The sequence below is a fragment of the Streptomyces clavuligerus genome, assembly GCF_005519465.1.
Lineage (GTDB): Bacteria > Actinomycetota > Actinomycetes > Streptomycetales > Streptomycetaceae > Streptomyces > Streptomyces clavuligerus.
Window position 1 is genome coordinate 5,384,631 of the sequence record NZ_CP027858.1, and the last position, 13,435, is coordinate 5,398,065.

The 13,435-nt window shown below is 69.2% G+C and carries 17 protein-coding genes; 13 read left to right on the forward strand and 4 right to left on the reverse strand.

Annotated elements, in window-relative coordinates; all coding sequences use genetic code 11:
* Positions 1–62: 62 nt before the first annotated feature.
* The 9 genes from CRV15_RS22660 (at position 63) to dapD (ending at position 8,048) form a co-directional block, all read left to right on the forward strand.
* Complete coding sequence (locus tag CRV15_RS22660) at positions 63–800, forward strand: helix-turn-helix transcriptional regulator (protein ID WP_003957028.1); 738 nt, start codon at positions 63–65, stop codon at positions 798–800.
* Positions 797–2,218 carry a Fe-S cluster assembly protein SufB gene (sufB, locus tag CRV15_RS22665; protein WP_003957029.1) on the forward strand — a complete coding sequence of 474 codons (1,422 nt, stop codon included), beginning with the start codon at positions 797–799 and terminating at the stop codon, positions 2,216–2,218. Before CRV15_RS22660 ends, sufB begins: the two co-directional genes overlap by 4 nt.
* A gap of 93 nt (positions 2,219–2,311) precedes the next feature.
* Complete coding sequence (gene sufD / locus CRV15_RS22670; protein ID WP_003957030.1) at positions 2,312–3,496, forward strand: Fe-S cluster assembly protein SufD; 1,185 nt, start codon at positions 2,312–2,314, stop codon at positions 3,494–3,496.
* Positions 3,493–3,810 (forward strand): non-heme iron oxygenase ferredoxin subunit, encoded by a 318-nt coding sequence (locus CRV15_RS22675; RefSeq protein ID WP_003960050.1) that lies wholly within the window; start codon positions 3,493–3,495, stop codon positions 3,808–3,810. Before sufD ends, CRV15_RS22675 begins: the two co-directional genes overlap by 4 nt.
* A 7-nt stretch (positions 3,811–3,817) precedes the next feature.
* The gene (gene sufC / locus CRV15_RS22680; protein WP_003960049.1) at positions 3,818–4,582 is read left to right on the forward strand and encodes a Fe-S cluster assembly ATPase SufC; all 765 of its coding nucleotides are present in this window, start codon (positions 3,818–3,820) and stop codon (positions 4,580–4,582) included.
* Positions 4,579–5,835, forward strand: a complete 1,257-nt coding sequence (locus CRV15_RS22685) for a cysteine desulfurase (RefSeq protein ID WP_003957032.1) — start codon at positions 4,579–4,581, stop codon at positions 5,833–5,835. Before sufC ends, CRV15_RS22685 begins: the two co-directional genes overlap by 4 nt.
* Positions 5,836–5,848: 13 nt before the next feature.
* Positions 5,849–6,313, forward strand: a complete 465-nt coding sequence (gene sufU, locus CRV15_RS22690; RefSeq protein ID WP_003957033.1) for a Fe-S cluster assembly sulfur transfer protein SufU — start codon at positions 5,849–5,851, stop codon at positions 6,311–6,313.
* A gap of 143 nt (positions 6,314–6,456) precedes the next feature.
* Positions 6,457–6,771 carry a metal-sulfur cluster assembly factor gene (locus tag CRV15_RS22695; protein WP_029182877.1) on the forward strand — a complete coding sequence of 105 codons (315 nt, stop codon included), beginning with the start codon at positions 6,457–6,459 and terminating at the stop codon, positions 6,769–6,771.
* 287 nt (positions 6,772–7,058) lie between these two features.
* The gene (gene dapD / locus CRV15_RS22700) at positions 7,059–8,048 is read left to right on the forward strand and encodes a 2,3,4,5-tetrahydropyridine-2,6-dicarboxylate N-succinyltransferase (protein ID WP_003957035.1); all 990 of its coding nucleotides are present in this window, start codon (positions 7,059–7,061) and stop codon (positions 8,046–8,048) included.
* A 102-nt stretch (positions 8,049–8,150) separates the two neighbouring features.
* Here dapD and CRV15_RS22705 read toward each other — a convergent pair whose 3' ends face one another.
* Positions 8,151–9,038: an FG-GAP repeat domain-containing protein gene (locus tag CRV15_RS22705; RefSeq protein ID WP_009995772.1), complete on the reverse strand. Its 888-nt coding sequence runs from the start codon at positions 9,036–9,038 to the stop codon at positions 8,151–8,153.
* Positions 9,039–9,242: 204 nt separating this feature from the next.
* A complete protein-coding gene (gene dapA / locus CRV15_RS22710) occupies positions 9,243–10,124 on the reverse strand; it encodes a 4-hydroxy-tetrahydrodipicolinate synthase (RefSeq protein ID WP_029182876.1) in 882 nt (293 codons plus the stop codon).
* Between the two features lie 232 nt (positions 10,125–10,356).
* On the opposite strand from dapA, the gene CRV15_RS22715 reads away from it, so the two are divergent.
* On the forward strand, positions 10,357–11,073 hold the full coding sequence (locus tag CRV15_RS22715; protein WP_009995770.1) for an antibiotic biosynthesis monooxygenase: 717 nt from the start codon (positions 10,357–10,359) through the stop codon (positions 11,071–11,073).
* 16 nt (positions 11,074–11,089) lie between these two features.
* Here the strand turns inward: CRV15_RS22715 and CRV15_RS22720 are convergent, their stop codons facing one another.
* Entirely contained in the window at positions 11,090–11,527 is a 438-nt protein-coding gene (locus tag CRV15_RS22720) for a hypothetical protein (RefSeq protein ID WP_003957039.1), read from the reverse strand.
* Between the two features lie 318 nt (positions 11,528–11,845).
* The gene (locus tag CRV15_RS22725; protein ID WP_003957040.1) at positions 11,846–12,091 is read right to left on the reverse strand and encodes a hypothetical protein; all 246 of its coding nucleotides are present in this window, start codon (positions 12,089–12,091) and stop codon (positions 11,846–11,848) included.
* Between the two features lie 107 nt (positions 12,092–12,198).
* Between CRV15_RS22725 and CRV15_RS22730 the strand changes: the two genes are divergently transcribed.
* From CRV15_RS22730 to CRV15_RS22740, 3 genes are read left to right on the forward strand one after another with little or no spacing between them, the layout of a single operon-like run.
* Complete coding sequence (locus CRV15_RS22730; protein ID WP_009995768.1) at positions 12,199–13,026, forward strand: helix-turn-helix domain-containing protein; 828 nt, start codon at positions 12,199–12,201, stop codon at positions 13,024–13,026.
* Positions 13,023–13,229 (forward strand): DUF397 domain-containing protein, encoded by a 207-nt coding sequence (locus CRV15_RS22735; RefSeq protein ID WP_003957042.1) that lies wholly within the window; start codon positions 13,023–13,025, stop codon positions 13,227–13,229. The genes CRV15_RS22730 and CRV15_RS22735 overlap by 4 nt, the downstream gene beginning before the upstream one ends.
* A complete protein-coding gene (locus CRV15_RS22740; RefSeq protein ID WP_003960044.1) occupies positions 13,226–13,426 on the forward strand; it encodes a DUF397 domain-containing protein in 201 nt (66 codons plus the stop codon). The genes CRV15_RS22735 and CRV15_RS22740 overlap by 4 nt, the downstream gene beginning before the upstream one ends.
* Positions 13,427–13,435 lie beyond the last annotated feature (9 nt).

Sequence of the window (13,435 nt, forward strand, 5' to 3'; positions counted from 1 at the left end):
CGCACCAGACGAGGGGCTTTCGCCTGTTGTCACGTTCCAGCGAATTACGCAACAATGGCGTTGTGAAAAACGTCGGCGAGGCTCCCCGGGAGGACTTCGCGGCCGGTGCGCGTGCGGATCATCCGACACGCAACCGGGTCGCGCGCTCCATCCTGGACCACGGCCCGTCCACCGTCGCGGACCTCTCCGCCCGCCTCGGCCTCACCCAGGCGGCCGTCCGCCGCCATCTCGACACCCTGGTGGCCGAGACCATGGTAGAGGCCCGTGAGCAGCGGGTTTACGGGGCGCGTACCCGTGGCAGACCTGCCCGGGTCTTCGCGCTCACCGCCTGCGGACGGGACGCCTTCGACCAGTCCTACGACTCGCTCGCGGTGGACGCCCTCCGCTGGATCGAGCGGAACGCCGGGGGAGAGGCGGCCGTCGCCGCCTTCGCCCGGGCCCGGGCGGAGGCCCAGGCCGCGCCGTACCGCGAGGCGATCGCCCGGGCGGCCCCCGGGGAGCGCACCCAGGCTCTGGCGAAAGCCTTGAGCGACGACGGGTACGCTGCTACAGCGCGTAGCGCCCCCACCCCCCAGCAGGGCGAGCAGCTCTGCCAGCACCACTGTCCGGTCGCGCATGTCGCCGAGCAGTACCCGCAGCTGTGCGAGGCGGAGACCGAGCTCTTCTCCCGTCTGCTCGGGACCCATGTGCAGCGTCTCGCCACCATCGCCCACGGCGACGGTGTGTGCACGACGTACATTCCGCGCAGCACCACAACCCCATCAGCATCTGGAAGCACGGCCGGGAGGAACCCCGCATGACTCTCCCCACGGAGACTGCCCACCCCGAACTCGAAGGGCTGGGTACGTACGAATTCGGCTGGGCCGACTCCGATGAGGCAGGTTCCGTCGCCAAACGCGGCCTGTCCGAAGAGGTCGTTCGTGACATCTCGGCGAAGAAGAACGAGCCCGAGTGGATGCTGAAGCTGCGCCTGAAGGGGCTGCGGCTGTTCGACAAGAAGCCCATGCCGAGCTGGGGCTCGGACCTCTCCGGCATCGACTTCGACAACATCAAGTACTTCGTCCGCTCCACGGAGAAGCAGGCGGCGTCCTGGGAGGACCTGCCCGAGGACATCAAGAACACCTACGACAAGCTGGGCATCCCGGAGGCGGAGAAGCAGCGCCTGGTCGCCGGTGTCGCCGCCCAGTACGAGTCCGAGGTGGTCTATCACCAGATCCGTGAGGACCTGGAGGAGCAGGGCGTCATCTTCCTGGACACGGACACCGCGCTGAAGGAGCACCCGGAGCTCTTCCAGGAGTACTTCGGCACCGTCATCCCGGTCGGCGACAACAAGTTCGCCTCGCTGAACACCGCCGTGTGGTCCGGCGGCTCGTTCATCTACGTCCCCAAGGGCGTGCACGTCGACATCCCGCTCCAGGCCTACTTCCGGATCAACACGGAGAACATGGGCCAGTTCGAGCGGACGCTGATCATCGTCGACGAGGACGCCTACGTCCACTACGTCGAGGGCTGCACCGCCCCGATCTACTCCTCGGACTCGCTGCACAGCGCCGTCGTCGAGATCATCGTGAAGAAGGGCGGCCGCTGCCGCTACACGACGATCCAGAACTGGTCGAACAACGTCTACAACCTGGTCACCAAGCGCGCCGTGGCCTACGAGGGCGCGACCATGGAGTGGGTCGACGGCAACATCGGCTCCAAGGTGACGATGAAGTACCCGGCCGTCTACCTCATGGGCGAGCACGCCAGGGGCGAGACCCTGTCCATCGCCTTCGCGGGCGAGGGCCAGCACCAGGACGCGGGCGCCAAGATGGTCCACATGGCCCCCAACACCTCGTCGAACATCGTCTCCAAGTCGGTGGCGCGGGGCGGCGGCCGCACCTCCTACCGCGGTCTGATCGAGATCGGCGAGGGCGCCCCGGGCGCCAAGTCCAATGTGCTCTGTGACGCGCTGCTGGTGGACACCATCTCCCGCTCGGACACCTACCCCTATGTCGACGTCCGCGAGGACGACGTCTCGATGGGCCATGAGGCCACGGTCTCCAAGGTCTCCGAGGACCAGCTCTTCTACCTGATGAGCCGGGGTCTGACCGAGTTCGAGGCGATGGCGATGATCGTGCGCGGCTTTGTCGAGCCGATCGCCAAGGAACTGCCGATGGAGTACGCGCTGGAGCTGAACCGGCTGATCGAGCTCCAGATGGAGGGCTCGGTCGGCTGACCCGGCCGCAGCGGCGGGGCGGGCCCGGACGGCCCGCCCCCTCGGATGAGATTTTCGTGACCCAGAAGGCAGAGAGAGAGCACGACGACAGCCATGGCTGAGGCTCAGAACATTCCGGCCGGATCTACCACGTCCGGCGCGATCGCGGTGGCCGCCGAGTCGACCGTCGCCACCCGTATGAGCGCGCCCCCGTCCTTCGACGTGGCGGACTTCCCGGTGCCGCACGGCCGGGAGGAGGAGTGGCGCTTCACCCCGCTGGAGCGGCTCGCCGGGCTCCACGACGGCACCGCCGTCGCCACCGGCACCGGTGTCAAGGTCGCGGTCGAGGCGCCCGAGGGCGTCACCGTCGAGACCGTCGGCCGGGACGACGCCCGCCTCGGCCGGGCCGGCACCCCCGTCGACCGGGTCGCGGCCCAGGCGTACACCTCCTTCGAGCTGGCGTCGGTCGTGACTGTGCCCAAGGAGACCGTGCTCACCGAGCCGGTGCGGATCGCGGTCCACGGGGAGGGCGGGGTCGCCTTCGCCCACCAGGTGATCGAGCTGGGCCCGTTCGCCGAGGCCGTCGTCGTCATCGACCACACCGGTGACGCGGTGCTCGCCGCCAATGTCGAGTACGTCATCGGCGACGGCGCCAAGCTCACCGTGATCTCCGTCCAGGACTGGGACGACAAGGCCGTCCACGTCGCGCAGCACGACGCGCTCGTCGGCCGGGACGCGAGCTTCAAGTCCGTGGTCGTCACCTTCGGCGGCGACCTGGTCCGGCTCCACCCCCGGGTCTCCTACGCGGCCACCGGCGGCGAGGCCGAGCTGTTCGGCCTCTACTTCACCGACCGGGGCCAGCACCAGGAGCACCGTCTCCTCGTCGACCACAACAAGCCCCACAACCGGTCGAACGCCGTGTACAAGGGCGCGCTCCAGGGCGAGGACGCGCACGCGGTGTGGATCGGCGATGTGCTGATCCGGGCCGCCGCCGAGGGCACCGACACCTACGAGATGAACCGGAACCTCGTCCTCACGGACGGCGCGCGGGTCGACTCCGTGCCCAATCTGGAGATCGAGACCGGTGAGATCGCCGGGGCCGGGCACGCGTCGGCCACCGGCCGCTTCGACGACGAGCAGCTCTTCTATCTGATGGCCCGCGGCATCCCGGAGCACGAGGCCCGCCGCCTGGTGGTCCGCGGCTTCTTCGCCGAGCTGGTCCAGCAGATCGGCCTGCCCGACGTCGAGGAGCGGCTGCTCGCCAAGATCGAGGAAGAGCTGGAGGCGGCGGTCGCATGAGCTTCGTCCGTGTCTGCGGCCTGAGTGAGCTGGAGGAGGACACCCCCAAGCGGGTGGAGCTGGACGGCACCCCCGTCTCGCTCGTCCGCACGGAGGGCGAGGTCTTCGCGATCCACGACATCTGCTCGCACGCGAACGTCTCCCTCTCCGAGGGGGAGGTCGAGGACTGCCGGATCGAGTGCTGGCTCCACGGCTCCGCCTTCGACCTCCGCACCGGCAAGCCGTCCGGACTGCCCGCGACGCGCCCCGTCCCCGTATACCCCGTCAAGATCGAAGGGGACGATGTGCTCGTCTCCATCACCCAGGAGTCCTGAGTCACCCATGGCAACGCTTGAAATCCGCGACCTGCATGTCTCCGTCGAAGCCGAGAACGGCCCCCGGGAGATCCTCAAGGGCGTCGACCTGACCGTGAAGCAGGGCGAGACCCACGCCATCATGGGCCCCAACGGCTCCGGCAAGTCCACCCTGGCGTACTCCCTCGCCGGTCACCCCAAGTACACGATCACCGGCGGTCAGGTCACCCTGGACGGCGAGGACGTGCTGGAGATGAGCGTCGACGAGCGCGCCCGCGCCGGCCTCTTCCTGGCCATGCAGTACCCGGTCGAGGTCCCCGGCGTCTCCGTCTCCAACTTCCTGCGCACCTCCGCCACCGCCGTCCGCGGCGAGGCGCCCAAGCTGCGCACCTGGGTGAAGGAGGTCCGGGAGGCCATGGAGCGGCTGAGCATGGACCCCGCCTTCGCCGAGCGCAATGTCAACGAGGGCTTCTCCGGCGGTGAGAAGAAGCGCCACGAGATCCTTCAGCTCGAACTGCTGAAGCCGAAGGTCGCCATCCTGGACGAGACCGACTCCGGTCTGGACGTCGACGCGCTGCGGATCGTCTCCGAGGGCGTCAACCGGGTCCGCGAGACCGGCGAGGTCGGCACTCTCCTGATCACGCACTACACGCGTATCCTCCGTTACATCAAGCCCGACCACGTGCATGTCTTCGCCAACGGGCGGATCGCCGAGTCCGGCGGCCCCGAGCTGGCGGACAAGCTGGAGGCGGAGGGCTACGAGGCGTATGTGAAGGGCGGCGCATCTTCGTGACACTGCTGCCGGGCCTCCTCGACACCGAGGCGATCCGCAAGGACTTCCCGATCCTCGACCGGGTGATCCATGGGGACAAGAAGCTCGTCTACCTCGACAGCGCGGCCAGCTCGCAGAAGCCGCGCCAGGTGATCGACGCGGTCAACGAGTACTACGAGCGTCACCACGCCAATGTCCACCGGGGCATCCATGTGCTCGCGGACGAGGCCACCGCGCTGTACGAGGGTGCCCGGGACAAGGTGGCGGCCTTCATCAACGCGCCCAGCCGCGATGAGGTGATCTTCACCAAGAACGCCTCGGAGTCGCTGAACCTGGTGGCGAACATGCTCGGCTGGGCGGACGAGCCCTACCGGGTGGACCGCGACACCGAGATCGTGATCACCGAGATGGAGCACCACTCCAACATCGTTCCGTGGCAGCTGCTGGCGCAGCGCACCGGGGCGAAGCTGAAGTGGTTCGGGCTGACCGACGACGGCCGTCTCGACCTCTCGCACATCGACGAGATCATCACCGAGAAGACGAAGATCGTCTCCTTTGTGCTGGTCTCCAACATCCTGGGCACGGTCAACCCGGTCGAGGCGATCGTCCGCCGCGCCCAGGAGGTCGGCGCCCTGGTGCTGATCGACGCCTCCCAGGCGGCCCCGCACTCCCCGCTGGACGTCCAGGCGCTCGGCGCGGACTTCGTGGCCTTCACCGGTCACAAGATGTGCGGTCCGACGGGCATAGGCGTGCTGTGGGGACGGCAGGAGCTGCTGGAGGACCTGCCGCCGTTCCTCGGCGGCGGCGAGATGATCGAGACCGTCTCGATGAACTCCTCCACCTACGCCCCGGCGCCGCACAAGTTCGAGGCCGGTACGCCGCCGATCGCCCAGGCCGTGGGTCTCGGCGCGGCGGTGGACTACCTCACCGCCATCGGCATGGACAAGATCGCCGCGCATGAGCACGCGATCACCGAGTACGCGGTCCGACGGCTCCAGGAGGTCCCCGACCTGCGGATCATCGGCCCGGTCTCGGCCGAGGACCGGGGCGCGGCGATCTCCTTCACGCTGGGGGACATCCACCCCCACGACGTGGGCCAGGTCCTGGACGAGCAGGGCATCGCGGTCCGGGTCGGCCACCACTGCGCGCGGCCGGTCTGTCTGCGGTACGGAATTCCCGCGACCACCCGGGCGTCGTTCTATCTGTACTCCACGCCCGCCGAGGTGGACGCGCTGGTCGACGGGCTGGAGCACGTCCGTCAGTTCTTCGGGTAGAGCGGGGTCGTCAGTGAAGCTGGATTCGATGTACCAGGACGTCATCCTGGACCACTACAAGCACCCTCATGGGCGCGGTCTGCGGGACGGCGATGCCGAGGTGCACCATGTCAATCCCACCTGCGGTGACGAGATCACTCTGCGGGTGAGGTACGACGGCTCGCGCGTCGCGGACGTGTCGTACGACGGTCAGGGCTGCTCCATCAGCCAGGCCAGCGCGTCCGTCCTGAACGAACTGCTGGTGGGCAAGGAGCTGGCCGAGGCGCAGAAGATCCAGGAGACCTTCCTGGAGCTGATGCAGTCCAAGGGACAGGTCGAGCCCGACGACGCGATGGAGGAGGTGCTGGAGGACGCGGTCGCGTTCGCCGGTGTCTCCAAGTACCCGGCTCGGGTGAAGTGCGCGCTGCTGAGCTGGATGGCATGGAAGGACGCGACCGCCCAGGCCCTGGGCGAGAGCGCCGGGAGGAAGACGGTATGACGGAGAACACCGAGGCCGCCGAGGCTGCCATCGAGACCCCTGAGGTCGAGAAGGCGCCCGAGGTTTCTGAGACCCCTGAGGCCCCTGAGGCTGCCGGGACTGACGGGGCCGCTGTGGCCGAAGGGACCCCTGCGGTCACCGGGCTGACGCTCGCCACTGAGGAAGAGGTCCGCGAGGCGCTGTACGACGTGGTCGACCCCGAGCTGGGGATCGACGTGGTCAACCTCGGGCTGATCTACGGCATCCATGTCGACGAGTCCAATATCGCGACCCTGGACATGACGCTGACCTCGGCCGCCTGCCCGCTCACCGATGTGATCGAGGACCAGGCGAAGTCGGCCACCGACGGCATCGTCAACGAGCTGAAGATCAACTGGGTCTGGATGCCGCCGTGGGGTCCTGACAAGATCACGGACGACGGCCGGGAGCAGCTCCGGGCGCTGGGCTTCAACGTCTGAGCCCCGGTCCCGTCGCCGCGTACGGTGAGACGGCCGCGTCCCCTGGGGGCGCGGCCGTCTTCGTGCGGGGCGCGGACCCCGTTCCGGAAGTATCGGCGCGGGCCTCGTCCGGGAAGTACCGGCGCGGGCCTCGTTCCGGGATGTCCGGTCCCGGCCTTGCTCCGGAATGCCCGGTGGGGGTCCCGTTCCGGAATGTCCGGTGGGAGGTTCCATCCCGGAATTTCCGGTCCGGGCCGAAGCGTGGGACCGGTTCGCCCGGGTGGCGCGCCGGAGGTTAGGTTTTCCCCATGACCGATACCACCACCCCCCGCACCACCGGCGCCGTCGCCGCCGGTCTCGCCACCCTGACCGCCGACGGCACCGTGCTCGACACCTGGTTCCCCGCCCCGGAGCTGGCGGAGGCCCCCGGCCCCGCCGGGACCGAGCGGCTGACCGCCGAGCAGGCCGGGGAACTCCTCGGCGCGGGAGCCGTCAAGGCACTCGGCCCCGACGCCCGCCGAGGCGTCGAGGTCGTCGCCGTGCGGACGGTCATCTCCTCGCTGGACGACAAGCCGCTCGACGCACACGACGCGTACCTGCGGCTGCACCTGCTCTCCCACCGGCTGGTCAAGCCGCACGGCCAGAGCCTGGACGGCCTCTTCGGGCTGCTCACCAATGTCGCCTGGACCTCGCTCGGCCCCGTCGCCGTCGACGACATCGAGACGGTCCGGCTGAACGCCCGCGCCGAGGGCCTGCACCTCCAGGTGACCAGCATCGACAAGTTCCCCCGGATGACGGACTACGTCGCCCCCAAGGGCGTGCGCATCGGTGACGCCGACCGCGTCCGCCTCGGCGCGCACCTCGCCGAGGGCACCACCGTGATGCACGAGGGCTTCGTCAACTTCAACGCCGGAACGCTCGGCACCTCCATGGTCGAGGGCCGGATCTCCGCCGGTGTGGTCGTCGGCGACGGCTCCGACATCGGCGGCGGCGCCTCCACCATGGGCACCCTCTCCGGCGGCGGCAACGTCATCATCTCCATCGGCGAGCGCTGCCTGATCGGCGCGGAGGCGGGTGTCGGCATTCCGCTCGGTGACGAGTGCGTCGTCGAGGCCGGTCTGTATGTCACCGCCGGGACCCGGGTCACGATGCCGGACGGAGAGATCGTCAAGGCCCGTGAGCTGTCCGGCGCGAGCAATATCCTCTTCCGCCGCAACTCGGTGACCGGAGCGGTCGAGGCGCGCCCGAACAACGCGGTGTGGGGCGGGCTGAACGACGTGCTCCACAGCCACAACTGAGCATCCCGCCCTGGGGGACCGGACCGGCCCGCTGACAGCGTGCCGGTCCGGTCCCGGGTCATGGCGGGCCACCCGGCCGGGCGGCCCGTGCGCGAACCGCGTCTACCAGCCGGTTCCGATCAGGACACGGGGGTCCCAGTTGGGGCCGCGTCCGCCTTTGCCGGGGTAGAGCCAGAGGATTCTGCTGGTGTCCTCGCGGGTGAGGACGTCTTGGAAGCCGTCGCGGTCCCAGTCGGTGAGGCCGAAGGGTGTGTAGGCGGTCCAGCCGGTTCCGATCAGGATGCGGGCGTCCCAGTTGGGGCCGCGTCCGCCTTTGCCGGGGTAGAGCCAGAGGTTTCCGTTGGCGTTCTCGCGGGTGAGGACGTCTTGGAAGCCGTCGCGGTCCCAGTCGGTGAGGCCGAAGGGTGTGTAGGCGGTCCAGCCGGTTCCGATCAGGATGCGGGCGTCCCAGTTGGGGCCGCGTCCGCCTTTGCCGGGGTAGAGCCAGAGGTTTCCGTTGGTGTCCTCGCGGGTGAGGACGTCTTGGAAGCCGTCGCGGTCCCAGTCGGTGAGGCCGAAGGGTGTGTAGGCGGTCCAGCCGGTTCCGATCAGGATGCGGGCGTCCCAGTTGGGGCCGCGTCCGCCTTTGCCGGGGTAGAGCCAGAGGTTTCCGTTGGTGTCCTCGCGGGTGAGGACGTCTTGGAAGCCGTCGCGGTCCCAGTCGGTGAGGCCGAAGGGTGTGTAGGCGGTCCAGCCGGTTCCGATCAGGATGCGGGCGTCCCAGTTGGGGCCGCGTCCGCCTTTGCCGGGGTAGAGCCAGAGGTTTCCGTTGGTGTCCTCGCGGGTGACGACATCCCGGAAGCCGTCGCGGTCCCAGTCGACCGTTCCGAACGAGGTGTAGCCCTCGGCGGCCACCGACTCGGCGGGAGCCGGCGGCGCGGCCTCGGCCAGGGCCGGAGCGAGCAGCGACAGGGCCGCGCCCAGCAGAACGGTGGTCAGCGACCGCTTCACCCGCGATCTTCGTGACGTTTGTGCGGTCTGTAACGAGTACGTTTCCGGCTTCACTGTGCCTCCTGGGGAAGAGCCGTCTCAATGACGGGGGTTGTATCCCACTCGGGGGCTCGTTGTGAGGCCGGGCGCATGAAGATGGCCGGACGAAGCAGACAGTTGGCTTGAAGTTTGACGGAAGGAAATATTCCGGAGTAACGGGACGATCTAGACGCCGTTCAGCAGCGCCGTGTACAGCTCGCGCAGTTCGCCGGTCGTCTCCGCGTCGGCGGACCACAGGGGCTCGCGCACCGGACCCGCGCCGAGCAGCGCCTTCGCGGTGACCGTGCCGGGCAGCCCCCCGTGCATCATCCGCTCCGCCAGCTCCATCACCCGCGCGTTGAGCCGCGCCGCCCGTGCGGTGTCCCCCCGGTCGAACGCGTCGAGCACCGCCCGCAGCGCGGCAGGCGCCACATTGGCCACGGTGCTCACATAGCCGGCCCCGCCCACCGCGTACAGGGGGAGGTTCAGCTCCTCGTTGCCGGAGTAGTACGCGAGACCGGTCCGGGCGATCACCCGGGTGGCCCCGAGCAGATCGCCCGAGCAGTCCTTCACGGCCGTGATCCGGGGGTGCTCGGCCAGCCGGAGTACCGTCTCCACCTCGATCCGGGTGCCGGTGCGCCCCGGGATGTCGTACAGCATCACCGGTACGCCGACCGCGTCCGCGACCCTGCGGAAGTGCGTTTCGACGGCGGTCTGCGGGGGCCTGCTGTAGTACGGCGTGACGACGAGCAGCCCGTCGGCGCCCGCGTCCTCGGCGGCGCGGGCCAGGCCGGCCGTGTGCCGGGTGTCGGCCGATCCCACCCCCGCGATCAGCGGGACGTCCGGGCCCACGGCCTGCCGTACCGCTGTGATCAGCGCGGTCTTCTCGGCGTCGGAGGTCGTCGGGGACTCGCCGGTGGTGCCGCTGAGGACGAGCCCGTCGCAGCCGTCGGCGATCAGCCGGGCGGCGAGGGCGCCCGCCGCGTCCAGGTCCAGTCGCTCCCCGTCCTCGGTGAACGGGGTGATCATCGCGCAGAGCGCTCGGCCGAAGGGGGGTGAGGTGATCATGACGGCAGTCTGCGGGCCTCCGGCGGTCACGGTCCACTTAGATCGGCTTGGCTCGTCGGTTTAGCGCGGCTGAACAGTGCGGAGCCGGGCGCTCCCGGGCCGGGCCGGGCGGTGCGGAGCCGGGCACGCCTGAGTGCGGCACCCCTCGGGCCCTTGACCTCAATCTCGCTTGAGCTTGAACGATGGCAATCGCCGCGCACCGCAGGGGAGCGCGCGCCGGAAGGAGCCCGTCATGTCCGTGCCCGCCCTCAGCCGTCCGCGGCCCCGCCCCGACTTCGAGCGCCCCGGAGTGGGCCTGGTGGGTGTCTCCACCTGGGACGTCGGGACCTCCGAACGCCAGCGCGCCACCCTGGCCGCCATCGAACGGGCCTGGCTCGGCCGCCCCTGGCCCGAGGGCGGCCCGCTCTCCTACACCGTCCATCTCGGCGACGACGGCCGCACCCTGCTGCACTACTCGCAGTGGCCGGACAAGGAGGCGTACGACCGCTTCGTCCGTACCTTCCGCGACGAACGCAACGCCGAGATCGACGCGGCGGTCCCCGGTATCGAGCGCGTCCGGCTGGACTTCTACGAGCTGTACCGGGGCGCGGGCGACGCCGCCCGGGACCCCGGCTCGATCGTGATCGTCGAGGTCGAGTTCGCGGGGCCGGACGCGAAGCGCCAGCGGGAGTGGGTGGACACGGTCCTCACGGCACTGGCGTCGGACGCGGACAACAGGGCCAGGTCCGGCGGCATCTCGGGCTGGTTCCATGTCGGCACCGAGGGCGACCGGGTGCTGAACTACGCCGAGTGGGAGAGCGCCGACGCCCATGAGCGGGCGCTGGCCGCGCCGGGCGCGGGCGTCGGTTCCGGCACCCCGGAGTGGGACCGGGTGCACACCTTCCCGGGGGTGCAGGGGGGCGGGGTGCGGCGCTATACGCCGGGGATCACGCTTGTCCCCGGCGCGTGAGCCCGACGCGGGCTCGTCATGAACGAGGCTCCCCGCGCATCGCCGCCGATGCGCGGGAGACGCCGAGGCAGCCGAGCGCGATGACGCTGAGCACCGCGATGGCGAAGCAGGCCGCGACCGTCGGATTGACCCATGCGGGGACGAGGTCGTACGAGGCGTTGCACTTGTTGCTCAGGGGAAACAGGCGGTCGAAATCCTCGGAGTGGGCCGAGCGGTAGGCGGAGTCGTACGCCTGGTGGTGGTTGAGCACACAGGTCTCCGCGACGTCGAGCCCTCCGGGCACGGCGCCGAACAGCCAGGCGGCGGCGCCGAGGAAGAGGGAGACGGACAGGGCGCGGACCCACCACATCGGTTGGGTCCAGAACCTTTCCCCCAGCGCCTTGAAGAGCTGGACGACGTTCCAGACGTTCCAGGCGAACCATGCGGTCGGTAGGAGGAGTATGAGGAACAGCACTGTTTCCTTCTCGCCGTGTGTCGCGTGATCGGCTCGAACAGTACTGCGCCGAGGGCGAGTTCACCCCTGTCCGGGCTCCGGGGCGCGGAAGTGTGGGTGGCCCCGGGCGGCCGGGTGCGGGGTGTGTCCGGCCGGCCCGGGGCCGGGGAGCGCGGTGGGTGCGTTGCGCGCGCTCCCTCTTCCTCCCGGTGCGGGCCGGGAGGGGTCTGTGTGGGTCCTTTCAGACGGTGGGGGGCTGGAGCGGGGGCGGGTCCCAGGCGACGCAGAGGTAGCCGAGACCGAGGAGTATGAGGACGGCGCAGTGGCGGAGGCGGCGGTTCATGTGGTCAGGCCGCTGACCGTCGACTGTCGGCTGAGGGCGTTGCGGGTGGCGAGGGCCGGGGTGAGCTGTTCGGCCGTGGTGGGGCGGCGGGTGGCTGTGAGGTCCGCGTCCCATTCGATGCCGCCGCGCAGGGGGCGCAGCGCGTAGTGGGTCTCGTAGACCTCCATGACCTCGCCGAGGATCTGCCGCGTGGGGTCGAACGCAATTTCCCCTACGCGGAGTTTGCCGCTGTGACCAGGCATGACGCTTCCTCTCTGTAGCTACGTCGCTACCGGGTGGCATCAGCGTGGACTAGCGTGAGCACTCCTTCAACTTGCGTTTTCTGCTTAGCCGGTTGGGTGGTTGCGGCATGCACAGAAAAGAACTGGACCCCGAGAAGTCCCCGAGGGCCGCCTTCGGAGCGCGTTTGCGCACGTTGCGCGATGAGCGCGGCTGGACACAGGAGGAGCTGGCGCAGCGCATCGGTTGCTCTGCGACGCATATCTCCGCCATCGAAACTGGTCGGCGTCCGCCGACTCCCCGGTTCGCGAAGAAGGCCGACAGGGCTCTCGGCACCGGGGACAGGCTCGAACGCCAGAGCCTTGCGGTGCGGTACACCGCCATGATCGACGGGCTCTCGGACTACGTCGACTTCGAGGCTCGCGCGACAGAGATCAGGCTCTACGACGTCGGTGTCATCCCGGGCATACTGCAAATCCCCGAGTACGCGGCGGTACTGAACGATCGCGCCGTCGAGCGAGGCGCGATCACGCCCGAGCAGGGCGAGGAGCGGAACGGAATCGTCGCGACGCGTCAGACAGTGCTACAGCGGACGCCGCCACCTCTGCTGTTCGTGGTGCTGGACGAGAGCTGTCTCAGAAGGCCCGTCGGCAGCGCCGCCCTCATGGACGCGCAGTTCGCCCGGCTGATCGAGTTCGCTCGGCTGCCGAATACCGTGCTTCAGGTCGCCCCGTTCGAGATGGGCGACCGCCGCCCGCTCAGCCTGCCGCTGTATGTCCTGACCATGGAGAGTCGTTCGCTGATCTCCTACACGGAGTCTGCGCATCGTGGCTTTCTCGAACGGGAAAGCTCCTTCGTGGTACCGCTGTTGACCGCATACCATCAGCTCCAAGCCGACGCGCTCTCACAGGCGGCATCCGTAGCCATGATTGAGCAGTTACGAAAGGGCACCCCGTGACGATCACGACCGATTCCCTCCGCTGGATCAAGTCCTCCTACAGCGAGAACGGCGGCGTCTGCGTGGAGTGGGCTCCGGCGTACGCGTCCGCGACCGGTGTGGTTCCCGTCCGGGACAGCAAGCAGAGCACCGGCCCGGTACTGATGGTGTCTGCCGCCGCGTTCGCAGGTCTCGTCGACTTCGCCCGGGGGGCCGAGCTGTGACCGACTGCCTTCGTTGGGTCAAGTCCTCCTACAGCACCGACAACGGCGGCACTTGCGTGGAGTGGGCGCCCGGGCACGCGTCCGCGACCGGTGTGGTCCCGGTGCGTGACAGTAAGCGGGCCGATGGCCCGGTCCTGATGGTCTCGGCCCCTGCCTTCGTGGGCCTCGTCGCCCTCGCGCGCAGCGCCACCCTCTGACAGATGCGC